The organism is uncultured Nocardioides sp. (genome assembly GCF_947488025.1).
Lineage (GTDB): Bacteria > Actinomycetota > Actinomycetes > Propionibacteriales > Nocardioidaceae > Nocardioides.
In genome coordinates, this window is record NZ_CANKYS010000023.1 from 1 (window position 1) to 23,118 (window position 23,118).

The following is a 23,118-nucleotide window of genomic DNA, read 5'->3' on the forward strand; positions in this document are numbered from 1 at the left end:
TAGCCGTCGTCTACCGCGGCGGAGTCGTCCTGCGCGCCATCACGATCTGGCTTCGCCAATAGGGAGACACGCCCTAGGTGGCCGTGACCACGCGAACGCCGTGCGGGAGGAGCGAGCCGTCCCCGATCGCGTCGTCGAGCCACGCTCCGACCACGCCCGCCAGCTCCACGGGGTGGCTGAAGTTCACTGCGTGCGCGGCCCCGTCGACCACGGCGACCGTGAGGTGGTCCGGAGCGAGCCGGGCCACCTCGCGGATGCGGTCGGGTGACGGCAGGAGCGGATCGCGGGTCCCCAGGACGGCGAGGGTCGGGACGGGTGTGTGCAGCAGCCGCTCCAGGGACGGGAAGCGGGTCAGCTCGGCGAAGAGACGCAGTCCGTTCAGCGGCCCGAAGCGGACGTAGTCGGGGAGCGCGACGGGGAACATCCTCGTGCTCTCCCGGAAGACGTCCCTCGCGAGCTGCCCGACGGCACGACCCAGGGGCTGGTTGTGCTCCCCTCCGGCCGGCGAGACCAGGACGAGCCGGTCGACCCGCTCGGGTGCCCGGTGGGCGACCTCCAGGCCGACGGCGCAGCCCATCGAGTTCCCGACCAGGACAGCCCTGTCGATGCCGAGCCCGTCGAGGAGCGCGATCGTGGTCTCGGCCAGTCCCGGGATGGCGAGCACCCGGTCCCGGCGCTCGCTGCGTCCGTAGCCCGGGAGATCCGGCACCACGTTGACCCCACGAGCGGCCAGGGCGCGGGCGGTCGGCATCAGGTAGGCCCCGGAGATGGCGAAGCCGTGCAGGTGGACGAGGGGGACCCCGCCCTCCTCGGTACTGCGCCGGTAGCGGACCGACGTCCCTCCGACCTGGAGCCGCTCGTCCACCCAGCCGTCGCCTGGTGCTCGGCGGGCCTTCATGGACCGAGGCTAGAGGCTCGGACCCGGTCGCGCCCTCGGCCGGCGCAGCAGCATCGCGATTTCTGGGGACACACCGCCGGCTGGCTTTCGGTAGCCTGCGAACGTCCCACGGAGAACGAGGAGGGTCGCCCATGGGGGTCGAGCCCGCCGACGACTGGCGCCGCGGTGCTGCCGTGGACACGCCGCCCCCGACGTCACCGCCCACGTTCGAGCTGGCCCCGGACGACGTCTCGAGCATCCCGCTCTGGCCCGTCAACGAGATCGTCGACGGCGTCTTCTTCGTGATCGGCACCGTGCTCGTGATGTGGCTGGGCTGGATCGTGATCGCCGTCGGATTCGACGACGGCTGGTACGCGATCGGCGCGGTCTTCCTGTTCTGGGTGCTGCTGGCCTACGTCGGGGTGCCCCGCCTGCAGGAGGTGCTCTCGAAGGTCTACGTGCCCGACTACTTCATCGGGCGGACCCTGACCGACGTGGGTGTGCTCGGCGACCCGGTGAACCTGGCACTGGACGGCAGCGAGGCCGACATCCACGCCGCCCTGCTGCGAGCCGGCTGGACCCGTGCCGACGAGCTCACCATCCGCTCCTCCTGGCGGATCGTGGTGTCGTCGGTACTGCGCCGCCCCTACCCGGAGGCCCCGGTCTCGTCACTGTTCCTCTTCGGCCGGCGGCAGGCCTTCGCCTACCAGCAGGAGGTCGACGGGAACCCGTCACAGCGCCACCACGTCCGGTTCTGGCCGGTCCCGGACGGCTGGAAGCTGCCCGGCGGGTTCGAGGTGCAGTGGCTGGCGGCCGCGACGTACGACAAGGCGGTCGGCATCTCCCTGTTCACCCTCCAGGTCACGCACCGGGTCGACGCCGACATCGACATCGAGCGCGACTACGTCATCGACACCGTCCGCTACGCGGTCCCGGAGACCTCCCTGCGGATGATCCGGGACTACTCCAGCGCCTTCACCACCCGCAACGGCGGAGGCGACGTCGTACGCACCGACGGGAGCCTGCCGATCCTCGACCTCACCCGCCTCCGGGCGCCCGAGCCGGACCGGGTCGAGCCGGAGACCGATGCGCTGTCGCGTGCGGTGTCGCACCGCGTGCCGCCGCCGAGCCTCCTGGCCGCCGCCGTGATGAGCCTGGCCAAGGCCACCGTCACCCTGGCGACCGTGCTCGTCGCCGTCGTCCTGAGCGACAGCCTCGAGACCACTGCGACGGCCCGCGAGGTCGCCGTGATGGGGGGAAGTGCGCTGTGCCTCATCGGCCTGTGGGTCTTCATGCTCGCCCACCACGCGTGGGCCCGGACCGCCCTCATGGTCGTGTGCACCGCGGAGGCCGTGACCCAGCTGGTCGACCTCAGCACCGCCGCCGAGGTCCACTTCCTCGTCCTGACGAGCACCGCGATCTCCGTCCTCATCCTGATCGCGGTCAGCTCCGGCGGCGCGCGGCGCTGGGTGGGCCTCGGCCGGCGAGCCTGAGGCTCCGGGGCGAAAACCGCAGGACAGTGTCGGTGCGACGGGCGAGAATGACCGGCGATGCTCACCGCCCTGAAGAACTACGCCACGCCCCCGTCCCCCCTCGCTCGGAGGCTGTCGGTCCAGTCCCTGCTCTTCGCCTCCGGCGACGGCGCGTTCCTCGCAGGGTCGGCGGTGTTCTTCACCCTCGTCGTCGGGCTCTCCCTGGCCGAGGTGGGCATCGGCCTCACGATCGCCGCGGTGGCGAGCTTCATCGTCGCCGTGCCCATGGGCAAGCTGGTCGACCACTTCGGCCCCAAGCGGATGTGGACGCTGTCGGCTGCCCTGCAGGGCATGTTGTTCCTCGCGTGGCCCTTCATCGACAGCTTCCCCGAGTACGTCGCCCTGGCGGTCGCGATGGAGGTCGCCGGCACCCTCGGCGGGACGGCGCACGGGGCCTACGTCATCGACATCCTGCCGCCGGCCGAACGGGTCGAGTCGCGTGCCTACCTCTACTCCGCGCTCAACGTCGGCTTCAGCATCGGCGCCTTCCTCGGCGGCGGCGCGATCGCCTTCGGCACCGACGTGCTCCGCTGGTCGCCGCTGGTGAGTGCCGTGCTGTTCCTGCTCAACAGCGCCGCGATCCCTCGACTCCCTGACGCCTCCCACGACGTCCGCAGCTCCGAGCCGCGGGTGAAGCCCGAGGGCATCCCCGCCATCCGCAACCGCAGCTGGATCGCGGTCACGTTCTTCACCGGCGTCATGTGGACCAACCAGGTGCTGCTGCACACCGTCATCCCGGTGTGGCTGGTGACCGAGACCGACGCGCCCAAGGTGCTGGTCGCGGTCCTCTTCGGCACCAACACGGTCATGTGCATCGTGCTCCCGCGGCTCGCCTCGCGCGGCATCCGCAACGTCGAGACCGCCCTGCGGGCCGTGCGCCTCTCGACCCTCTTCTTCGTCCTGACGTGCCTCGTCACCCTGGCCACGCACGAGACGACCGGCTGGATGACGATCGTGCTGTTCTTCCTCGGCCACGTCGTCCTCACCTGGGCCGAGCTGTTCCTGTCCGCCTCGGGCTGGACGCTCGAGGCCGAGCTGATGGACCCCCGTCGCCGCGGTGACTACCAAGGCGTCTCCGAGCTCGGCGGCACGCTCGGGCGGTTCTGGGCGCCGGCTGCCTACGGCTTCCTCGCGATGGAGTGGGGCGCCCTCGGCTGGCTCACCATCGCGGCGATCGTCGTCGTCGCCGCGGCCGGTCTGCACAAGTCCGCGCACGCCGGCCGACGCTTCCTCGAGCAGCACGTGCCCGCCGACGTCCTGGCCGACGCGCGGGCGAGCGAGCCCGAGCACGTGGACGCCGCTGTCTCCCAGGAGCCCTTGCCGATGGAGCCCGACGCGCCCCTGCCAGAATCCACCGGTGACCTCCACCGCTGACTGGCTCGCCGGCGCCCGCCCGCGCACCCTCCCCGCCGCGGTCGCGCCCGTGCTCGCCGGCACCGGCGTCGCGGCGTACGTCGACGAGGCGGTGTGGTGGAAGGCCCTGCTGGCCCTCGTCGTCAGCCTCGCGCTCCAGGTCGGCGTCAACTACGCCAACGACTACTCCGACGGCGTCCGCGGCACCGACGCCGACCGCGTCGGGCCCATGCGGCTCGTCGGCTCCGGCGCGGCGTCGCCGCGCGCGGTGAAGGCCGCCGCGTTCGCCTCCTTCGGCGTCGCCGCGGCGGCCGGCCTGGTCCTCGCCGCCACCACGGCGTGGTGGCTGGTCGCGGTCGGCCTGGTGTGCGTCGTGGCCGCCTGGTTCTACACCGGCGGCGAGAAGCCCTACGGCTACCTCGGCCTCGGCGAGGTGATGGTGTTCGTGTTCTTCGGCCTCGTCGCGGTCGTCGGCACGACCTACGTGCAGACGGAGACCTGGGAGTGGCCCGCCCTCTACGCCGGCGTCGGCATCGGAGCCCTCGCCTGCGCGATCCTGGTCGCCAACAACCTGCGCGACATCCCGACCGACACCGTGTCGGGCAAGCGGACGCTCGCGGTGCGGCTCGGCGCCGAGCGGACCCGCTCCCTCTACGCCTTCCTCGTCCTGGTCGCCGCTGCCGCCGTCGTCGCCGTGGCCGTCGCCACCACCTGGTGGGCCCTCCTCGGCCTCGCGTTCCTGGCCCGCGCCCTCCCCCCCACCCGCGCCGTCCTCGGTGGAGCGACCGGCCCGGCCCTGATCCCCGTCCTGGCCGCCACCGGCGCCGCGGAGCTGCTCTGGTCGGTCCTGGTCGCCGTCCCCCTGCTGGCGCTCGGCTGACCCGGATAACCGATGGCCCGCGTCCGGCGCGCTGACTAGCGTGGCCGGGTGGACTACGACTTCGCGATCCTCGACCTGTCCGACGACTCCGAGGAGGCCGTGGCCCGGCGCCGCGGCTGGGTGGGCGCGGTCCTGCGCGGCTTCCGCGACCCGCGGCCGGACGACGAGCTCGTCGACCGGTGGGTGGGGCACTACCGCCAGGACCGGGTGACGGTCCGCGGCGCGTGGCTGCCCGCCGGCGAGTTCGGCGCCGGCCCGATGCCGGTGGCGACCTACGCCAGCCTCGACAAGACCCTCAACGCCGGCCGCGAGCTGCTCCCCCTGCGGATGGTCACCGACGTCACCACCAGCGCCGCCCACCGGCGCCGCGGCCTGCTGCGCCGGATGATCGAGGACGACCTCGCCGACGCCGTCGCGCACGGCGTCCCGGTAGCGGCGCTGACCGCGTCCGAGGCCACGATCTACGGCCGCTGGGGGTTCGGGCCGGCGACGTTCCGCCACGGCGTGGACGTCAACACCTCCCCCGGCTTCGCGTTCCGTTCCTTCACCGACCCCGGCCGCGTCGAGCTCCTCGAGCCGGTCGACGCCTGGCCGCACGTGAAGGCGGTCTTCGACGCCTTCCACGCCCGGCAGCGCGGCTCGGTCGAGTGGCCGGCGCAGTACCAGGACATCCACACCGGCGCCTACGACTTCAACGGCACCGGCGCCAACCGCAAGATCCGGGTCGCGGTGCACCTCGGCGCGGACGGGCAGGTCGACGGCTTCGCCATCTTCCAGCACGGTGAGAAGGACGCCGTGCGCGTGGACGAGATGGCCGCCCTCGCGCCGCAGGCGCAGCTCGGCCTCTGGTCGTTCCTCGCGGGGCTGGACCGGGTGACCACGGTCGGCTTCAACCTCTTCCACCCCGACGACCCGCTGATGTGGGCGCTGACGGACCTCAACCGCGTGAAGACCACCGAGCTCGAGGAGTTCCTCTGGCTCCGGGTCCTCGACGTCCCCCGCGCGCTCGCCGCCCGCCCGTGGGCCGCGAACGGCACGCTCGTGCTCGAGGTCGACGACCCGCTCGACCATGCGGCCGGGCGCTACGAGGTCGCCACGCGTGACGGCGTCGCCACGGTCGCCCGCACCGACGCTGCGGCCGACGTCCGGCTGACGAGCGAGACGCTGGGCTCGCTCTACCTCGGCGACGTACCCGTCATGCCGCTGCACCGTGCGGGCCGCGTCGTCGGGGCGGCCGAGGCCGTACGCCGCTTCGCAGCGATGGCCGACCTCAGCGAGCCGGCGTACAACCTCACGGGGTTCTGAGGCCGGGGCCGGTCCCGAGGATCAGTCCTGGTCCTCGCGGGCCTTGCGCTCCTCGAAGGCCGCGGAGGCCCGCGACGCGCGCGCCTCGACGCGCCGGGCGAAGGCCTCGCGCTGCCGATTGAGGATGAAGTAGGACGCGATGCCCGATATCAGGAACGCCAGGATCACGGCCCAGAAGAGGTTGTAGCGGCCGTCGAAGGCGAGGGCCATCACCCCCACGACGACGCCGAACGACGCCAGGAACAACAGGACCCGCATGACGGTGTAGACGACGAACTCCTTCACGCCTCAAGACTAGGCGCCCCGGACTACATTGGAGGAATGCTGAAGGTCCTGCTCGTGGTCGCTGCGATCGCGGTCGTCGTGTGGTTCCTGGTCAGGCTGACGTTGCGCCGCCTCGACGGCGGCGGCCCGTCACGCCCCCGGACGATCGGTCCCGACGACGACCCCGACTTCCTGCGCGGCCTCGACCGGCCCCGCAAGCCCGAGGACGACTGACGTCTCCGGGCCGGCTCCCTGGGCGTAGGAGTGCTGGCTGGAGGAGCTGTAGAAGTTGATGCCGATGAAGTTGAACCACAGCGTCGCGAGACCGACCAGCGCCAGGATGGCCGCGTTGCGCCCGCGCCACCCCGCCGTCGCGCGGGCGTGCAGGTAGGCGGCGTAGACCACCCACGTGATGAAGGCCCACACCTCCTTGGGGTCCCAGTTCCAGTAGGCCCCCCACGCCTGGTGGGCCCAGATGGGGCCGGTGATCAGGACGGCGAAGGTCCACACCGGGAAGCCGAAGGCGTGCATCCGGTAGGACAGCCGGTCGAGCACCTTGAGCTCCGGCACCCGGGCGAGGTAGCCGGTGGTCGCCGTCGAGCGTGCCTTGACGAGGTAGAGCCCCGAGAGCAGGGCGCCGACCGTGAAGGCACCGGTCGAGATCACCGCCGAGACCACGTGGATGACGAGCCACGGCGAGTTGAGCGCGTCGGGCAGCGGCAGCACGGCGTCGTCGAGCCCGAGGAAGGCCGCCATCAGGGCGGCGACGACGAAGGTCGTCACCAGCGGGCCGAGCCACTCGATGTCGATGCGCAGCGTGGCGAGGACGAAGATCAGCGCCACCACGAAGGTGCCGGCGATGGTGAACTCGTACATGTTGCCCCACGGCACCCGGTTGGGGTCGGCCGCGAGCCCGCGCGCGACCAGTGCGACGAGGTGGACGAGCACCGCGAAGCCGGTCAGCACGAGGCCGAGGCGGGCGGCCAGCTCGGTGCGGCGGGTCGGGGCGATGGGATGCTCGACGCCGGCGTCGGCACCTCCTGGACCGTGGGCGACGGTGGCGAGCTCGACCTCCTTCGCTGCCGTTCGCAGGCTCGCCAGCTCGAAGAAGTAGGCCATCATCGCGAGGAAGTAGAGCACCGCGGCGGCGATGACGCCCTGGTAGCTGAACACCTCCCACTGTGCATCGTTCACGACTGCTCCTCCTTGGTGCTGCTCGTGGTCCGGGGGTCCGTCGGGTCCTGCAGTGCCGCCGCGACGGCGGCGAGCTCGGCGGCTCCGTCCTCCGGGTCGCCGCCCGAGGACCGGTCGAGCCGCGCGATCTCGACCAGGGTGGTGCCGTCGTCCTGGCGGCGGGCGCGGACCCACAGCCGCCGCGGTCGGATGAACAGCGAGGCCAGCAGGCCGAGCAGCGCGAGCACGACCCCGGCCAGGGCGACCATCTTGCCCGGGGAGCGGCTGATCTGGATCTTGTTCCAGCGCTGCACGCCCTCGAAGGTCACGGAGCCGAGCCCGTCGGGCAGGGTGACTCTCTCGCCGGGGCGCAGGTCCATCCGGAACGGTTGGCCGTTGGGCTTCATCACCTGCGTGGCGTCGGCCTTGTCGAGCACGTAGACCGACGAGGCGGTGCCGTCCTGGAGGCCGAGGTCGCCGGTCCACAGGCTCATCGAGATCAGCGGGTCGCCCAGCGCGCCGAAGATCGACGACGGCATGGTGAGGTTGCCGTCGGCGTCGCGGCCCATCGCGAAGGTCGGGTAGAACGTGCCCTCGAGGCCGATCTGCTCCGGTCGAGCGAACGGTGCCTTGACGACGCCGAAGGACTCGAACGTCTGAGCGTTGGTCGGCAGGAACACCACGGGGCCGCTCTTGGTGACCTCGCCCTCACCGTCGCGGATCGTGATGACCGGGGCGTAGCCGTGACCGATGAGGAAGATGTCGGTGCCGCCGATGCTCAGCGGGTGGTTCACCTCGAGGTCGTAGTTCTTCGTCTCGCCGCCCGGCTCCGTCTCGTAGGCCAGCTCGGCGACGAACTTGCGGGCCATCCCGGCACGATTGCCCTCGGTGAGCCAGTCCAGCTGGAAGTCGGTGATCCTGAAGGAGAACGGCTCCATCACGTCGGGGTCGAAGAGCGCGCCCGGGGCGAAGTCGTCGTACTGCGTGAGGTTGTTGGAGAAGCCGTAGTCGTCACCGTTGAGCAGGATGACCCCGCCCTTGTAGCCGAACAGGCTGCCCGCGGCCACGCCGACCAGCACGATGATGACGGCGACGTGGAAGACCAGGTTGCCGGCCTCGCGCAGGTGACCGCGCTCGGCCGCCACGGCGTCGGTGCCCCGGTCGGTGCGGAAGCGTCGCGCGCGCAGGACATCTGCGGCCCGTGCCAGCACGACGTCGGGGTCCTCGTCGGTCGTGTACGACGTGCTCGCGGGCAGGCGGGAGAGGTTGCGGGGCGCCTTCGGGGGCTTGGCCCGCAGGGCGCGGGCGTAGACGAACAGCCGCGGGATGATGCAGCCGACCAGCGAGATCATCAGCAGGACGTAGATCGCCGAGAACCACACCGAGCCGTAGACGTTGAACAGGTCGAGCCGGTCCCAGATCGGGGCGAGCCGCGGGTGGTTGTCGCGCCACTGGCTGACGGCCAGCGAGTCGATGTTGTCCTGGGGGATGACCGAGCCCGGGATCGACGCCAGCGCGAGCAGCAGGAGAAGCACCAGCGCCGTCCGCATCGAGGTGACCTGCCGCCACGACCACCGGGCCAGCTCGCGGGTGGTGAGCTCGGCAGGCAGGGGGCTCGCCTGGCGGTCGTCGGACGGTCGCTGGCGCAGGTCGGGCTGGAGGTCGGTCACACCGGCACCGCGAATCCCTGGACGACCTGGAGCTGGAGCCACTGCACCATGCGGTCCCACCACCCGGTGACGAGCAGGACGCCGACGAGGATCATCATCGCCCCGCCGAGGCGCATGACGAGCACCTGGTGCCGCCGGACCACGGCGAACGCGCCGAGCATCCGCCGATAGGCGAACGCCGCCGCGATGAACGGCAGCCCGAGGCCGAGCGCGAAGACCGCCGAGAGCAGTGCCCCCCGGCTGGCGGTCGCCTCGTTGACCGACAGCACGTTGATCGCCGCGAGCGTCGGGCCCACGCACGGCGTCCAGCCGACGCCGAACAGGAAGCCCAGCAGCGGTGCCGCGGCGAGGCCGACTGCGGGCACCTTGTGGATGCGCAAGTCACGTTGGAGGAAGCCGAACGCACCCAGGAACGCGATGCCGAGGAGGATCGTGATGATCCCGAGGACGAGGTTGAGCTGGCGCGTGTGGGTGAACAGCCATGACCCGGCAGCGCCGGTGAGGCTGCCCAGCAGCACGAAGACGACCGAGAAGCCGAGCACGAAGAGCGTCGCGCCGAGCACCAACCGGCTGCGGCTGGCCTGGTCGAGGTCGCCGCCCGAGATCCCGGTCGCGTAGGACAGGTAGCCCGGCAGGAGCGGGATGACGCAGGGACTGAAGAACGAGATGAGGCCGGCGGCGAGGGCGACGGGGAGAGCCAGCACCATCGAGCCGGACAGCGCCATCTCCTGGAACCAGTCACTCATCGAGCACCGCCTCGACGAGCGAGACCAGCGTCTGCGTGGTCGGGATCCGGCCGTTGACCGAAGCGGCGACGCGGCCCTCCGCGTCGAGGACGACCGTGCTCGGGATGGACCGCGGCGTCAGGGTGCCGGCGAACGGGAGCAGCGCCGAGCCGTCGGCGGAGTAGATCGAGGGGTAAGGCACGTCGAGGTCGCGGACGAAGGCGGTCGCGTCGTCCCGCGAGGCGTCACGGATGTTGAGGCCGAGGAACTGCACGTCGTCGCCCAGCGCGGCGGCTGCCTCGTTGAGGTCGGGCTGCTCGGTGATGCACGGCGGGCACCACGACGCCCACACGTTGACGACCACCGGCCGGCCGCGCAGGTCGGCGAGGTCGACGGCACCGCCCTCGAGGTCGGTGCCGGTGAGCTCGACGGGCTCGCCCCGGTCGGCCGGCGCCACCTCGGTCGGAACCCCGGTGCCGGAGATGTAGCCCTTGTCACCGGTGCCGGACAGGCTCGAGCAGCCCGCCAGCGCGAGCAGGCAGGCGAGGGCCAGGAGAGGGGCCAGGGGCAGGCGGGCGAGCTTCAGGGCCGGTCCTTCCGTGGGGCACCGCCGGCGGAGAACGGTGCGGAGCGGTCAGCCACCGGGATCAGGTCGCCGGCCGGCTCGGAGTAGCGGACCTGCGTCACCCGGTCGTCGTCGAAGACGATGCTGGTGAGCGAGCACAGCGTGCACTGGCGGGTCTTGGGGTGGTGGAGGTAGCTGCGCCTCTCGAGGAACAGCCGGGTCGTCCAGATCGGCAGCTGGTGGGAGACCACGACGGCCTCGTGACCGGCCGCGACCTCGCGCGCGTCGTGGACCGCTGCCATCATCCGTCCGGCGATCTCGTCGTAGGGCTCGCCCCACGACGGCTTGAACGGGTTGTACATGTGGCGCAGCAGCTCCGGGTGCTTGAGGAAGGTCTTCGCGCCGCCGCCGAAGTCGATGCCCTGGAACTTGTTGCCCGACTCGATCACCCGCGGGTCGACCTGCGGCGCCATCCCCAGCCGCTCGGCCAACGGCGCGAGGGTCTCCCGCGCGCGCTCGAGCGGCGACGTACGGAGGTGGACGATGTCGCGGTCGCCGATCGACTCCGCGATCCGCTGCGCCATCTGGCGGCCGAGGTCGGACAGGTGGAACCCGTCCATCCGGCCGTAGAGCACGCCCTCGGGGTTGTGGACCTCCCCGTGCCGGAGCAGGTGGACGGTGGTCTGGACTCCCATGTCAGTTGCCTCCCGCCGCGGCGGCCGCGCTCGCGGCGGCCGGCAGGGCGTCGATGATGGTGGACACGGCCCGGTCGTCGTGCGCCGCGGAGACGAACCACGCCTCGTAGGCCGACGGGGGCAGGTAGACGCCCTGGTCGAGCATCGAGTGGAAGAAGGCGGCGTAGGCGGCGGTGTCCTGCCGGCCGGCCTCGGCGAAGTCGCGGACCGCGCCGTCGCGGAAGAACACCGAGAACATCGTACCGGCGGCCTGGACGACGTGCGGGACGCCGGCGGCCCGGAGGTGCTCGGAGGCCGCCTCCCGGACGGTCTGCGCGGTGGCGTCGAGGTGGGCGTAGACCTCCGGCGTCGCGAGGCGGAGGGTGGCGAGGCCGGCCGTGGTGGCGACGGGGTTCCCCGAGAGCGTGCCGGCCTGGTAGACCGGGCCCTCGGGCGCGAGATGGGCCATCAGGTCGGCGCGGCCACCGAAGGCCGCAGCCGGGAACCCGCCTCCCATCACCTTGCCGAAGGTCATCAGGTCGGGCGTCCAGCCCTCGACGGCGCCGTCGAGGCCCCAGCCGCCCTGCTCCGTGGCGCGGAAGCCGGTCATCACCTCGTCGCTGATGAAGAGGGCGCCGTGGGCGCGGCAGGTCTCGGCGAGGAAGGCGTTGAAGCCGGATGCCGGCGGGACGACGCCCATGTTGCCCGGGGAGGCCTCGGTGATGAGGCACGCGATGCGTGACCCGTGGGCCTCGAAGGCGGCCTGCACGGCGTCGCGGTCGTTGTAGGGCAGGACGAGGGTCTCGGCGGCCGCGGTCGCCGGAACGCCGCTGGTGCCGGGCACCGCCAGCGTCGCGACACCCGAGCCGGCCTCGGCCAGCAGCGGGTCGACGTGGCCGTGGTAGCAGCCGGCGAACTTCACGACGAGGTCGCGACCGGTCGCGCCGCGCGCGAGGCGGATCGCCGACATGGTCGCCTCGGTGCCGGAGGAGACGAAGCGGACCCGCTCGACGGGGGTGCGCGCGACGATCTCCTCGGCGAGCTCGACCTCGGGCTGGGTCGGGGTGCCGTACGACGTGCCGCGGGCCACCGCGCCGGCGACGGCCGCCTGCACGTCGGGGTGCGCGTGGCCGAGCAGCATCGGGCCCCAGGAGCAGATGAGGTCGACGTAGTCGTTGCCGTCGGCGTCGGTGAGCCAGGCGCCGGAGGCCGAGGTGATGAAGCGCGGCGTCCCGCCGACCGCGGTGAACGCGCGTACGGGCGAGTTCACGCCGCCGGGCGTCACGGCACGGGCACGCGCGAACCAGGCCTCGCTGGCCGCGGTCGTCGTGGGGGTGGTCGCGGAGGTCACCGGGTCATTGTCACGCAGGAGGGCAAAGGATCCCCAGTCGGTGCGCGCACAGGTCCCCCCGTTGTGGGTTGGCGCACAGGCGCCGCGCGCGTAACTTGGTGGGACGAATCGTCGTTGACGAGGTGTGGACGTGCCCGGACGGGGTACGAGGACTCCATTCCGAGCACGGGACGACCCAGGGGAGTGCACTTCATGTCGAGTTCGGCCCGGCTGCACCGAGCGATCGCCATCATCCCGCTGGCAGTCCTCTCCGCGGCGTGGACGGCCAACCTCGCAGGTGTGGGCGTCGACCCGGCCAGTGCCGATCCCGACGGCTCGCAGACCCTCCCCGACGGCACCGTCCTGCCGACCGCCGCGATCGAGGCCCCGGCCAGCGTGGGCGACCCGGTGACCCGTGCCGCCGCGCTCACCCCCGGCTCCGCCAGCGACATCCCGCAGGCCGCCCTGTCCGCCTACCAGCGCGCGGAGGCCGTGATCAACAAGGCCGACAAGGGCTGCAACCTGTCGTGGGAGCTCGTCGCCGCCATCGGTCGCGTCGAGTCCGACCACGGCCGCTTCGGCGGCAACGCCCTCGACGAACGAGGGGTCGCCCGCCCCGGCATCTTCGGCATCGCCCTCGACGGCAAGAACGACACCCAGCGCATCCTCGACACCGACGCCGGCCAGTACGACGACGACACCCGCTTCGACCGAGCCGTCGGGCCGATGCAGTTCATCCCCTCGACGTGGTCGGTCGTGGGCGTCGACGGCGACAGCGACGGCACCCGCGACCCGCAGGACATCGACGACGCGGCCCTCGCGACGGCCGTCTACCTCTGCTCCGGCGACGACGACCTCTCCGCCGAGAAGGGCCAGCGGGCGTCGGTCTACCGCTACAACCACTCCAACGCCTACGTCGACCTGGTCCTCGAGATCATGCAGGCCTACATTGACGGCGACTTCAGCGCCGTGCCCACCACGACCCTCACCACGGGCGTGATCGTCCCCGACGCCACCGCCACGTACGGCGGGAACGGTGGGAAGGGCGGGAAGGGCGGCGACGGCGGGCGCAACGGCGGGGGCCGGGACGACGACGACGGCGACAAGGGCGACGACGCCTCGCCGACGAAGGACCCGAGCCCCAGCCAGACCCAGAGCCCCGCGCCGACCCAGACGCAGACCCCCAGCCCCACGCAGGACCCGTCGCCCTCGCCGACCAAGGACCCGACCAAGGACCCGACGGGTGTGCCCACGGTCGACCCGACGACTCCCCTGCCGTCCCTCACCACGACGCTGCCGCCGCTCCCGACCAACACGATCACGGCGACGCTGACCTTCGCCGAGGCGCAGGCCCAGTGCCTGGCCAGCGGGATCTCCGCGCTCGACCTGCCGGCGCTCAACGCCTGCATCGACAACCTGATGAACCCTTGACCGACAGCGCTGATCGAGGCACGAGGTCAGCGCGTGGGGCGGTCAAGATTGAGCAAGCGACGCGACCGAGGGACGAGGTCGCGCGAGCGTGTCGAAGCCCAGCAGTCAGGCGCGCAGCAGGCGGGCGGCCTCGGAGGCCCAGTAGGTGAGGATCACGTCGGCGCCGGCGCGACGGATCGAGGTGAGGGTCTCCATGATGGCGGCCTCCCGGTCGATCCAGCCGTTGGCCGCGGCGGCCTCGAGCATGGCGTACTCGCCGGAGACGTTGTAGGCGGCGACCGGTACGTCGACGGCGTCCCGCACCCGGCGTACGACGTCGAGGTAGGGCAGGGCCGGCTTCACCATGACGATGTCGGCGCCCTCGGCGACGTCGAGGAGCACCTCGCGGACGCCCTCGAGGGCGTTGGCGGGGTCCTGCTGGTAGGTGCGGCGGTCGCCGACGAGCGAGGAGTCGACGGCCTCGCGGAAGGGGCCGAAGAAGGCGGAGGCGTACTTCGCCGAGTAGGCGAGCACCGACACGTGGGAGTGCCCGGCGGCGTCGAGCGCCTTGCGCACCACGGCGACCTGGCCGTCCATCATCCCGCTGGGGCCGACCATGTCGACGCCGGCCGCGGCCTGGGCGAGCGCCATCTCGGCGTACGCCGCCAGCGTCTGGTCGTTGTCGACCTCGCCGTCGGGCGTGAGCAGGCCGCAGTGGCCGTGGTCGGTGAACTCGTCGAGGCACAGGTCCGACATCACCGTGAGCTGGTCACCCACCTCGGCGACGACGTCGGTGATGGCGAGGTTGAGCACGCCGGCCGGGTCGATCGCGCCGGAACCGGTGGCGTCCTTGTGCTCGGGGATGCCGAAGACCATCACCCCGCCGAGGCCGAGCTCGGCGGCCTCGGTGACGGCCCGCCTGAGCGAGTCGCGGGAGTGCTGGACGACGCCGGGCATCGACGAGATCGGGTGCGGCTCGGCGAGGCCCTCCCGGATGAAGACCGGCAGGACCAGCGAGCTGGGCACCACGTGGGTCTCGGCGACCATGCGGCGCAGCGCGGGAGTGCGCCGCAGCCGCCGGGGTCGGATGGTCGGTCCCTGGACGTGCGTCTCCTCGGTCACTCCTCCATCCTTCCCCAGCGTCCACCCGGCATCGGGTGCGGGCTGCTACTTGGCGCGGGCCTTGCGACGGCCCGAGGCGGTGCGCTCGCTCGGGCGGGTCACCTGCTCGCCGGCCTCGATCATCGCGAGGCGTCGCGAGGCACCGAAGTCGGCGAGGGCGTCGACGAGGACCTCCACGTCGGGCGTCGGGGCCAGCACGTCGACCCGGAGGCCGTGCTCCTCGGCGGTCTTGGCCGTCTGCGGGCCGATGACGGCGATGATCGTCGACGGGTGCGGCTTGCCGGCGATGCCGACGAGGTTACGGACCGTCGAGGACGAGGTGAAGACGACGGCGTCGAACCTGCCGGTCTTGATGGCGTCGCGGACCGGCGCCGGCGGCGGCGTGGCGCGCACCGTGCGGTAGGCCGTGACGTCGTCGCACTCCCAGCCGAGGTCGACCAGGCCGGCGACGAGGTTCTCCGTCGCGATGTCGGCGCGGGGCAGGAAGACCCGGTTGATCGGGTCGAGCACCTCGTCGTAGGGCGGCCAGTCCGCGAGCAGGCCGGCGGCGGACTGCTCGCCGGAGGGGACGAGGTCGGCGCGCAGGCCCCAGTCGGCGATCGCCTGGGCGGTCTTGTCGCCGACCGCGGCGATCTTCAGGCCGGAGAACGCGCGGGCGTCGAGGCCGTACTCCTCGAACTTCTCGCGCACGGCCTTGACCGCGTTGACCGAGGTGAAGGCGATCCACTCGTAGCGGCCCTCGACGAGGCCGCGGACGGCCTTGTCCATCTGGAGCGGGTTGCGCGGCGGCTCGACCGAGATGGTCGGCACCTCCTCGGGCACGGCGCCGTACTCGCGCAGGCGACGCGACAGCGAGCCGGCCTGCTCCTTGGTGCGGGGCACCAGCGCACGCCAACCGAAGAGCGGCTTGGTCTCGAACCACGACAGCGTCTGGCGCAGGTCGACGACGTCGCCGATGACGGTGATCGCCGGCGGCGCGATGCGCGCAGCGCGGGCGTCGGCCGCGATGTCGGCCAGCGTGGAGACGAGGGTCTGCTGCTCGGTCGTGGTGCCGACGCGGGTCATCGCGACGGGCGTCTCGGGCGAGCGACCGGCCTCGACCAGCGCGGCTGCGGTCTCGCCGATGCTGCCGACGCCGGAGAGCAGGACCAGCGTGCGGTCGTCGGCGTAGGCGCTCCAGTCGACCTTGTCGCCGCAGGTGACGACGGCCATCTCCTTGTGGCGCTTGGTGGTCAGCGGGATGCCGGCGTAGGCCGGGACCGCGCTCACCGAGGAGACGCCCGGCACGACCTCGAAGCCGACGCCGGCCTTGACGCAGGCCTGCGCCTCCTCGGGCCCGGAGGCGTAGAGGAACGGGTCGCCGGTCATCAGGCGGACGACACGCTGCTTCTTGCCGTGGCGTACGACGACCTTGGCGCGGGCCGCGTGGGTCAGGGGCTGGCCGTCCTCGCCGAAGCCGCCGTCGACGATCTCGGGGCCTCCCTCGAAGCCGTCGGGGCCCTCGACGAGGCCGAGGACCGAACGGACCAGGGCGACGTGGTCGGGGGCCTCGGTCACGATCACCTCGGCACCCTGGAGGAGCTCCACGGCTCGCACCGTCAGCAGGCCCGGGTCACCGGGTCCACTGCCGACGAACGACACCCAGCCCTGGGCCGGGGCGGGCGCGGTGCTGGCCTGGGGGGTCTGTACTCGCGTCATGCGTGCTGATTCCTCACTGGTGGTGCTTCCATCAGGTCTGCTGCTCCCTCGGCGAGCATGTCGCCCGCGAGGCGTGTTCCGATCTGTGCGGCCTCGGCGACGGGGCCGGTGGTGCTCATCCGCACCGAGAGGCCGCCGTCCTCCGACAGGGCGACGGCGCGCAGCCACAGCTCCTCGCCGTCCTCCCCCTCCACGACCTCGGCCAGGGCACCCAGCGGGGCCGAGCAGCCGGCCTCGAGGGTGGACAGGACCGCGCGCTCGGCCGTGACCGCGGCGCGGGTGGCGGGGTCGTCGAGCCGGGCCAGCGCCGCCACCAGGTCGGTGTCGCCGGAGCGGCACTCGATGGCGAGGGCGCCCTGGCCGGGCGCGGGAAGCATCTGGAGGGGGTCGAGGACCTCGGTGACCTCGTCGAGGCGACCGAGGCGGGCCAGTCCGGCCCGGGCCAGGACGACCGCGTCGACCTCGCCGTTGCGGACCTTGCGGATCCGGGTGTCGACGTTGCCGCGGATGCCGTGCAGCTCCAGGCCGAGGCCCAGTGCGGCGAGCTGGCTGACGCGGCGCGGCGAGCCGGTGCCGAGGCGGCTGCCCACCGGCAGCTCGCCCAGCGTCAGGCCGTCTCGGGCCACCACGGCGTCGCGCGGGTCCTCGCGCATCGGGACCGCGGCAAGCGCGATGCCCTCGGCGGGGGTCGTGGGCAGGTCCTTGAGGGAGTGCACCGCGAAGTCGACCCGGCCGTCGAGGAGCGCGTCGCGCAGCGCGCTGACGAAGACGCCGGTGCCGCCCATCTGGGCGAGCGGGGCGGCACTGCGGTCGCCCTCGGTCGAGATCTCGACGAGCTCGACCTCGCGGCCGAGGCGCTCGCGGACGAGGTCGGCGACGAGCCCGGACTGGGTGGTGGCCAGTGCGGAGGCGCGGGTGCCGAGGCGAAGGGTGCTCATGACTGCCCTCCCTCGGCGCGGGAGATGGCGTCGACCGCGTCGGTGTCGAGGCGGAAGAGCTCGGCCAGCGCGGCGGTGTAGGAGACGGCCGGCTCGGCGTCGGCCAGCTCCTTGACGCGCACGGTCGGCTCGTGGAGCAGCTTGTCGGCGACCCGGCGGACGGTGTGGAGGACCTCTGCACGGGTGGCCTCGTCGAGGCCCGGCAGGCGCGTGGCGAGGCGCTCCATCTCGGTGTCGACCACCGCGGTGGCCATCGAGCGCAGGGCGACCACGGTGGGCGTCACGCTCGCCTGGCGACGTACGGCCAGGAAGGCGCTGATCTCCTGCCCGACGATGGTGCGTACGTCGTCGACGCCCGCGGTGGCCTCGAGGCCGCGCAGCTCGTCGGCGAGGCCGGCGAGGTTGATCAGCTCGACGCCCGGCAGGTCGGCCAGCGACGGGTCGACGTCGTGCGGCAGCGCGAGGTCGATGACGCTCAGCGGCCGGTCGCTGCTGCCCCGCGCGGTGACGACGTCGGCCAGGCGGACCAGGGGCTCGGGGGCGCCGGTGCAGGAGATGACGATGTCGGCGGTGGCGAGCTGGTCGACCAGCTGCTCGAGCGGCACCGAGGTGGCGGCGTACTCGAGTGCGAGCCGCTCCGCCCGGGCGGCCGTGCGGTTGAGCACGGAGATGCTGGCGGCGCCGTTGCGCGACAGGTGGGCGACCGCGAGGGAGGCCATCGCGCCGGCGCCGATGACGAGGGCCGTGGCGCCGTCGACCGGGACCGAGCTGCGCTCGAGGGCGGCGGTGACCAGCGACGGGGCCGCACGGTCGATGTCGGTCTCGGCGTGGGCCCGCTTGCCGACGCGCAGCGCCTGCTGGAAGAGGGTGTTGAGCGCCGGGCCGACGGTGCCGTGCTCCTGGCCGACGCGCAGCGCCTCGCGGGTCTGGCCGAGGATCTGGCCCTCGCCGACGACCATCGAGTCGAGGCCCGCGGCGACCTGGAAGAGGTGGGAGACCGCGCCCTCGTCGTAGTGGACGTAGAGGTGTGGCAGCAGGGCCTCGGTGGACTGCTCCGCACGGGCGACGAGGAGGCCGGAGAGGTCCTCGACGCTTCCGTGGAAGCGGTCGACCTCGGCGTAGACCTCGAGGCGGTTGCAGGTGACGATCGCCGTCGCCTCGGAGACGTGCTCGCCACCCATCACGTCCTGGATGAGCTTGGTGGCGCCCTCGCCGTCGAGCGCGAGCTTCTCGAGCAGATCGACCGGGGCGGACTTGTGGGAGATGCCGACGACGAGGACGCTCATGCCGTCACCTCCGCCGTGGGGAGACCCGACTTGCGCTGCTCGTGGTAGGCGAGGATCTGCAGCTCGATGGAGAGGTCCACCTTCCGTACGTCGACGCCCTCCGGCACGGTCAGGACGGTCGGGGCGAAGTTGAGGATGCTGGTGATGCCGGCGGCGACCATGCGGTCGGCGACGGACTGGGCGGCGACGGCCGGCGTCGCGATCACGCCGATTGCGACGGCGTCCTCGGTCACGATCGACTCGAGGTCCTCGAAGGAGCGGACGTCGAGACCGGCGACGACCTCGTCGTGGCGGTCGGGGTCGGCGTCGAGGAGCGCTACCACCCGGAAGCCGCGGCTCCGGAACCCGGAGTAGTTGGCGAGGGCGTGGCCGAGGTTTCCGATGCCGACGATGACGACCGGCCAGTCCTGCGTCACGCCGATCTCGCGGGCGATCTGGTAGCGGAGGTACTCCACGTCGTAGCCCACGCCGCGCGTGCCGTAGCTGCCGAGGTAGGAGAGGTCCTTGCGGAGCTTGGCGCTGTTGACTCCGGCCGACGCGGCCAGCTCCTCGCTCGAGCACGTCGTGGTGCCGCCCTCGGCCAGGCCTGTCAGGGCACGCAGGTACACGGGAAGCCGAGCGACGGTTGCCTCGGGAATGTCCCGGGCAGAGTCGGGGGTCCGTGCGGTCACAGCTGCTTCTTTCCAGTCCGCGAATCTCGCGTGACTCCGCCACTGTAGGAGTTTGTGAACGGGAGAACAAAACGGGAGAAATGCCGGCTAGCACATGTGAGAAGACCCACCCGAAGCGGGGGTCCCTCGACTTGCGTCAGGGGTGCCGCAGGGCATACGGGACGACGTTCGTCCTCCCCGGGTCGCGATCTCTGCCCCCGTTGGTCGAGTAGGGACGAAGTCCCGTCACGAGACCCGCCCGCTCCGTTGGTCGAGGAGGGACGAAGTCCCGTCTCGAGACCCGCCCGCTCCGTGGGTCGAGGAGGGACGAAGTCCCGTCACGAGACCCGCCCGCTCCGTTGGTCGAGGAGGGACGGAGTCCCGTCTCGAGACCAGGAACGGCGTGCCGGCGGGGGTGTCCACAGGTCCCGTTCGCGCCGGGGCCAGTGTCGGAGCCGACGGATACAATCGAACACATGAGCGAATCAGTGGCGGACCGGGTGGCGGGCCGGGTGGCAGGTGGGGTCGAGGACCTCACCGCTTCGGACCTGCTGTCCGCGATCCGTGAGCGTCGCGCCGTCGAGAACCAGGCCGCCGCGGACCAGCTGCTGCTGGCTGCGCAGTGGGCGGACCTGCACCCGCCGGAGTCGATCCACGACGCCGCGTCGTTCTCCGTGCCGTCTGCCGGTCATGAGCACGAGGAGCCCATCGCCGGTGAGGGGTGCCCGTTGGTGGCGGAGTTCTGCGTGGCGGAGCTCGGCGGCGTCCTCGGAGTGTCGACGGTCGCGGCGAAGAAGCTGATCGGGCAGGCCCTGGAGCTGCGGCACCGCCTCCCGCGGTTGTGGGCCCTGGTCCACGCCGGCCGCGTCCCGGCCTGGAAGGCTTGCTCAGTCGCGGAGACCACCATCCACTCCTCCCCCTCGTTGACCCGGGAGGCGGCCGGGTTCGTCGACTCGCAGGTCGCCGCCGTGGCGGGGAAGGTCGGAGCCGCGCAGCTCGACCGGCTGGTGGCGGAGGCGATCAAGCGGTTCGACCTCGCCACCCCCGACCCGGCCGCCGATCCCGAGGACGGCTGGCTCCACGTCGACCCCCGCCACGTCACCATCGACACCCAAGAGGTCCACTTCGCCGGCACCATGCGCCTCGAGGCCGAGATCGACATGGCCGATGCGATCGACCTCGACCGAGTCCTCGCCCAGGGCGCCGCGACCCAGGCCGCGCTCGGGTCCACCGAGTCGCTCAACGTGCGCCGCGCCAAGGCGCTGGGCGACCTCGCCCGCACCCAGACCGCCCTCGACCTCCACACCACGGGCGCAGGCACCGTCGCGAAGACCGAGGACGGGCTCCCCGTCGCACGCGAGGTCGTGCTCCACGCCCACTTCAACGCCCACTTCGACGACAACTTCGACGCCTCAACGGCCGGCGAGCAGACCGTGTTCGGTCCCACCGGCCGGCTCGAAGAGCGTCAGCGCCTCGTGCTCCTCGACCAGATCAAGGCGTGGTGTGCCGATTCCCGGACGAAGGTCACGATCAAGCCGGTCATCGACCTCAACGCCACCCTCGCGACACCCGCGTACGAGGTCCCGGACCGGATCCGCGAACAGGTCGTCCTCAGAGACAAGACCTGCGTGTTCCCTTGGTGCACCCGCCCGGCCCGACGCTGCGACGTCGACCACGTCATCCCCCACGACCCCGACGCCGAAGCCGAGGGCAGACCACAGCCTGGGCCGACCCAGACCGACAACCTCGCCGCCCTGTGCCGCGGCCACCACCGCTTGAAGACCTTCACCGGCTGGCGCTACGAGATGGTCGCACCCGGCATCTACGAGTGGACCTCCCCGCACGGGCACCGCTACCGCCGCGACCGCGACGGCACGACAGCGATCGACCCACCCGGCATCCCTCGTCCACGCCGACGATGACCCCGCCCCGCACCCCGCCACCCACCCGGTGGCGGGGACACCGGCACGTCACGTTCCATGCATGGCAAGCATGTCCGCGGACCATCAGCGGCATGTGAGTGCGGACGTCCCGGCCATCTGGTGACCTCGGTCTCTGCCGCGCCGATCGATCCCGCGATTGGCTTGAGCCGGGTCTCGGGACACCACGAAGCGGACCGGTCGGCCCGGACAGGAGGAATCGAGATGTACGCCTTGCCTCGCACCCCGATGGGCCGTCGCGCGCTATGGCTCCTGCTCCCCGTGGTGCTCTACCTGGTGCTTCCTGTATGGCTCCTCATCTCCTACTTGCCGCGGGCGCTGAGCATTGTCACAGGCATCGCCATCATCGGGCTCGCCTTCGCCTCGCTCGTCACCTCGGGCTTGGCCATCTTCCGCGAGAAGGAGCGCTCGGTGCTCGTGGTCGTGCTCGCGTCCCTCACGTTCGTCGTCGTCGTCGTGGCCTTCGCCGTCGGCGAGGCCCTCGGCGGACACTGAGTCGAGGCATCGAGCCGGATGACTGTGAACCGGTGGCGGAGAGGAGCGGACATGGACGAGGACCCGGTGAGCCCATCCCCTCGACGGCCGTGGTGGCTGTGGCTGGTCGTCGCCCTGGTGACCCTGGCGGTCATCGCGTACCTCGTGCTCGACGTCTTGGCCGGGACGCACGGCGTCTGATCGGCCAAGACGCACGGGGGCTCGCCCAAGGGATGTGCGCCTGCCGGTGACTCCGCGTGCAGTGCCCACGACTCCAGCACGGCTGCTCGCATCACCGGGTCTGCAGAGACAAATGACCCGCTGGCCGCTACCGGAACCAGACTGCCGGAACAGACCGGCAGAAGCCATCAGATCCGATTGTTCTCAACAATCTCCTGAAGCGCCTACCTAGGGTGGTCAGATGCAACGGGGGTCCAGTGGTCCGAGCTCGCACGAGGAATGATGGCGCGAGACGGACACCTTGGCTCAAGGGCTTCAGGTATGCGCTTGACGGTGTTCGGTGGTGGCGGTGACACGTCCGTCCTCGCTTGGACCCAGCCGGAGCTTCCGCCGCTGCCCGATGGAGAGGCCCAACAGGTCAAGGGGTGGGAGGTCTACGGCGCGAGGGCCAAGCACCCACCGCAGACGGCGCCCGGCTACCGGGCCGCGCAGCGGCTCGGCCTGCTGCCACCACCTGCACCGGCGACTCCGCCAGAGCGGCTGCCCGGCCTGTCCGCCCACGCGATGCTGCTCACGGGCATCGGCATGTTCTTCGGCACCATCCTGCTGGTGATCGTGCTCCCGGACACCACGCCGGGGCCTTTGTACGCGGCCATGGTGGCGGTCGGTGGCGGTGGCGCGTTCTGGATGATGGGGCGCCTCGGGGCCCGCGAGCGTGAGGAGTTCGAGGCGGGGTACACCTCACGTACGGCGTACCCGGGTCTGTGGCGGCTGGGGCGCAACGGTTCCGTGCTCCGCGAGCCTGACCGCGACGTCCCACCGCCCGGGTTCTACCCCTCGCCGTACCAGCCGGGCTTGCTTCAACGCTGGGACGGCCCCGGATGGCACCCGTTCACGCAGAAGTGGCGGCACCGGCCGTACAACTGGCTCCGCTGGCCTGAGCGCCCCTATCTCGACGGCGTACCCAACCATCCGAACCATCCGCGCGCCGGCGATGCCTAGGAGACTGCTGAACAATCCGCGCGGCGTGGTGCGGTGATCGGCGTGGCCTGAAATCTTGGAGTCATGCAGG

At 71.8% G+C, this 23,118-nt stretch carries 23 protein-coding genes; 10 read left to right on the top strand and 13 right to left on the bottom strand.

Annotation, left to right across the window (positions count from 1 at the left end; translation table 11 throughout):
* Window positions 1-73: 73 nt before the first annotated feature.
* Window positions 74-898 carry an alpha/beta fold hydrolase gene (locus Q1B24_RS21285; RefSeq protein ID WP_299932764.1) on the bottom strand — a complete coding sequence of 275 codons (825 nt, stop codon included), beginning with the start codon at window positions 896-898 and terminating at the stop codon, window positions 74-76.
* 131 nt (window positions 899-1,029) lie between these two features.
* On the opposite strand from Q1B24_RS21285, the gene Q1B24_RS21290 reads away from it, so the two are divergent.
* Genes Q1B24_RS21290 through Q1B24_RS21305 form a run of 4 tightly spaced genes read left to right on the top strand, consistent with a single transcriptional unit; the run spans window position 1,030 to window position 5,947 of the window.
* Window positions 1,030-2,370, top strand: coding sequence for an LssY C-terminal domain-containing protein (locus Q1B24_RS21290; RefSeq protein ID WP_299932769.1), 1,341 nt, complete (start codon window positions 1,030-1,032; stop codon window positions 2,368-2,370).
* A gap of 57 nt (window positions 2,371-2,427) precedes the next feature.
* A complete protein-coding gene (locus tag Q1B24_RS21295) occupies window positions 2,428-3,783 on the top strand; it encodes an MFS transporter (protein ID WP_299932772.1) in 1,356 nt (451 codons plus the stop codon).
* Window positions 3,767-4,642: a 1,4-dihydroxy-2-naphthoate polyprenyltransferase gene (locus tag Q1B24_RS21300; protein WP_299932775.1), complete on the top strand. Its 876-nt coding sequence runs from the start codon at window positions 3,767-3,769 to the stop codon at window positions 4,640-4,642. The genes Q1B24_RS21295 and Q1B24_RS21300 overlap by 17 nt, the downstream gene beginning before the upstream one ends.
* Window positions 4,643-4,690: 48 nt before the next feature.
* On the top strand, window positions 4,691-5,947 hold the full coding sequence (locus tag Q1B24_RS21305) for a GNAT family N-acetyltransferase (protein WP_299932778.1): 1,257 nt from the start codon (window positions 4,691-4,693) through the stop codon (window positions 5,945-5,947).
* A 21-nt stretch (window positions 5,948-5,968) separates the two neighbouring features.
* On the opposite strand, the gene Q1B24_RS21310 is transcribed toward Q1B24_RS21305, so the two are convergent.
* Window positions 5,969-6,232, bottom strand: coding sequence for a DUF4229 domain-containing protein (locus Q1B24_RS21310; RefSeq protein WP_299932781.1), 264 nt, complete (start codon window positions 6,230-6,232; stop codon window positions 5,969-5,971).
* A gap of 36 nt (window positions 6,233-6,268) precedes the next feature.
* On the opposite strand from Q1B24_RS21310, the gene Q1B24_RS21315 reads away from it, so the two are divergent.
* A complete protein-coding gene (locus tag Q1B24_RS21315; RefSeq protein ID WP_299932784.1) occupies window positions 6,269-6,445 on the top strand; it encodes a hypothetical protein in 177 nt (58 codons plus the stop codon).
* Here Q1B24_RS21315 and ccsB read toward each other — a convergent pair.
* The 6 genes from ccsB to hemL form a co-directional block, all read right to left on the bottom strand.
* Window positions 6,362-7,405, bottom strand: a complete 1,044-nt coding sequence (ccsB, locus tag Q1B24_RS21320) for a c-type cytochrome biogenesis protein CcsB (RefSeq protein WP_299932787.1) — start codon at window positions 7,403-7,405, stop codon at window positions 6,362-6,364. The genes Q1B24_RS21315 and ccsB overlap by 84 nt on opposite strands.
* Window positions 7,402-9,054: a cytochrome c biogenesis protein ResB gene (locus Q1B24_RS21325; RefSeq protein ID WP_299932790.1), complete on the bottom strand. Its 1,653-nt coding sequence runs from the start codon at window positions 9,052-9,054 to the stop codon at window positions 7,402-7,404. Before Q1B24_RS21325 ends, ccsB begins: the two co-directional genes overlap by 4 nt.
* Window positions 9,051-9,800: a cytochrome c biogenesis protein CcdA gene (locus Q1B24_RS21330; RefSeq protein ID WP_299932793.1), complete on the bottom strand. Its 750-nt coding sequence runs from the start codon at window positions 9,798-9,800 to the stop codon at window positions 9,051-9,053. The genes Q1B24_RS21325 and Q1B24_RS21330 overlap by 4 nt, the downstream gene beginning before the upstream one ends.
* Entirely contained in the window at window positions 9,793-10,236 is a 444-nt protein-coding gene (locus tag Q1B24_RS21335) for a TlpA disulfide reductase family protein (RefSeq protein ID WP_299932796.1), read from the bottom strand. The genes Q1B24_RS21330 and Q1B24_RS21335 overlap by 8 nt, the downstream gene beginning before the upstream one ends.
* A gap of 125 nt (window positions 10,237-10,361) precedes the next feature.
* Complete coding sequence (locus Q1B24_RS21340) at window positions 10,362-11,039, bottom strand: histidine phosphatase family protein (protein WP_299932799.1); 678 nt, start codon at window positions 11,037-11,039, stop codon at window positions 10,362-10,364.
* Window position 11,040: 1 nt separating this feature from the next.
* Window positions 11,041-12,369, bottom strand: coding sequence for a glutamate-1-semialdehyde 2,1-aminomutase (gene hemL, locus Q1B24_RS21345; protein ID WP_299932802.1), 1,329 nt, complete (start codon window positions 12,367-12,369; stop codon window positions 11,041-11,043).
* Window positions 12,370-12,561: 192 nt separating this feature from the next.
* Here hemL and Q1B24_RS21350 point away from each other — a divergent pair, with 192 nt between their 5' ends.
* The gene (locus Q1B24_RS21350; protein ID WP_299932805.1) at window positions 12,562-13,779 is read left to right on the top strand and encodes a lytic murein transglycosylase; all 1,218 of its coding nucleotides are present in this window, start codon (window positions 12,562-12,564) and stop codon (window positions 13,777-13,779) included.
* 105 nt (window positions 13,780-13,884) lie between these two features.
* Here the strand turns inward: Q1B24_RS21350 and hemB are convergent, their stop codons facing one another.
* From hemB to Q1B24_RS21375, 5 genes are read right to left on the bottom strand one after another with little or no spacing between them, the layout of a single operon-like run.
* Window positions 13,885-14,880 carry a porphobilinogen synthase gene (hemB, locus tag Q1B24_RS21355; RefSeq protein ID WP_299932808.1) on the bottom strand — a complete coding sequence of 332 codons (996 nt, stop codon included), beginning with the start codon at window positions 14,878-14,880 and terminating at the stop codon, window positions 13,885-13,887.
* Window positions 14,881-14,925: 45 nt separating this feature from the next.
* Window positions 14,926-16,578 carry a uroporphyrinogen-III synthase gene (locus tag Q1B24_RS21360; protein ID WP_299932811.1) on the bottom strand — a complete coding sequence of 551 codons (1,653 nt, stop codon included), beginning with the start codon at window positions 16,576-16,578 and terminating at the stop codon, window positions 14,926-14,928.
* A complete protein-coding gene (hemC, locus tag Q1B24_RS21365; RefSeq protein ID WP_299932816.1) occupies window positions 16,575-17,516 on the bottom strand; it encodes a hydroxymethylbilane synthase in 942 nt (313 codons plus the stop codon). The genes Q1B24_RS21360 and hemC overlap by 4 nt, the downstream gene beginning before the upstream one ends.
* Window positions 17,513-18,802: a glutamyl-tRNA reductase gene (locus tag Q1B24_RS21370; RefSeq protein WP_299932818.1), complete on the bottom strand. Its 1,290-nt coding sequence runs from the start codon at window positions 18,800-18,802 to the stop codon at window positions 17,513-17,515. Before Q1B24_RS21370 ends, hemC begins: the two co-directional genes overlap by 4 nt.
* On the bottom strand, window positions 18,799-19,473 hold the full coding sequence (locus Q1B24_RS21375) for a redox-sensing transcriptional repressor Rex (protein WP_299932821.1): 675 nt from the start codon (window positions 19,471-19,473) through the stop codon (window positions 18,799-18,801). The genes Q1B24_RS21370 and Q1B24_RS21375 overlap by 4 nt, the downstream gene beginning before the upstream one ends.
* A gap of 455 nt (window positions 19,474-19,928) precedes the next feature.
* On the opposite strand from Q1B24_RS21375, the gene Q1B24_RS21380 reads away from it, so the two are divergent.
* The 4 genes from Q1B24_RS21380 to Q1B24_RS21395 all read left to right on the top strand — a co-directional run bounded on the left by Q1B24_RS21380 (window position 19,929) and on the right by Q1B24_RS21395 (window position 23,048).
* Entirely contained in the window at window positions 19,929-21,374 is a 1,446-nt protein-coding gene (locus tag Q1B24_RS21380; protein ID WP_299932824.1) for an HNH endonuclease signature motif containing protein, read from the top strand.
* Window positions 21,375-21,596: 222 nt separating this feature from the next.
* Window positions 21,597-21,887 carry a hypothetical protein gene (locus Q1B24_RS21385; protein WP_299932827.1) on the top strand — a complete coding sequence of 97 codons (291 nt, stop codon included), beginning with the start codon at window positions 21,597-21,599 and terminating at the stop codon, window positions 21,885-21,887.
* Window positions 21,888-21,938: 51 nt separating this feature from the next.
* Window positions 21,939-22,067, top strand: a complete 129-nt coding sequence (locus Q1B24_RS21390) for a hypothetical protein (RefSeq protein ID WP_299932829.1) — start codon at window positions 21,939-21,941, stop codon at window positions 22,065-22,067.
* Between the two features lie 300 nt (window positions 22,068-22,367).
* Window positions 22,368-23,048 carry a hypothetical protein gene (locus tag Q1B24_RS21395; protein WP_299932832.1) on the top strand — a complete coding sequence of 227 codons (681 nt, stop codon included), beginning with the start codon at window positions 22,368-22,370 and terminating at the stop codon, window positions 23,046-23,048.
* Window positions 23,049-23,118: the final 70 nt, after the last annotated feature.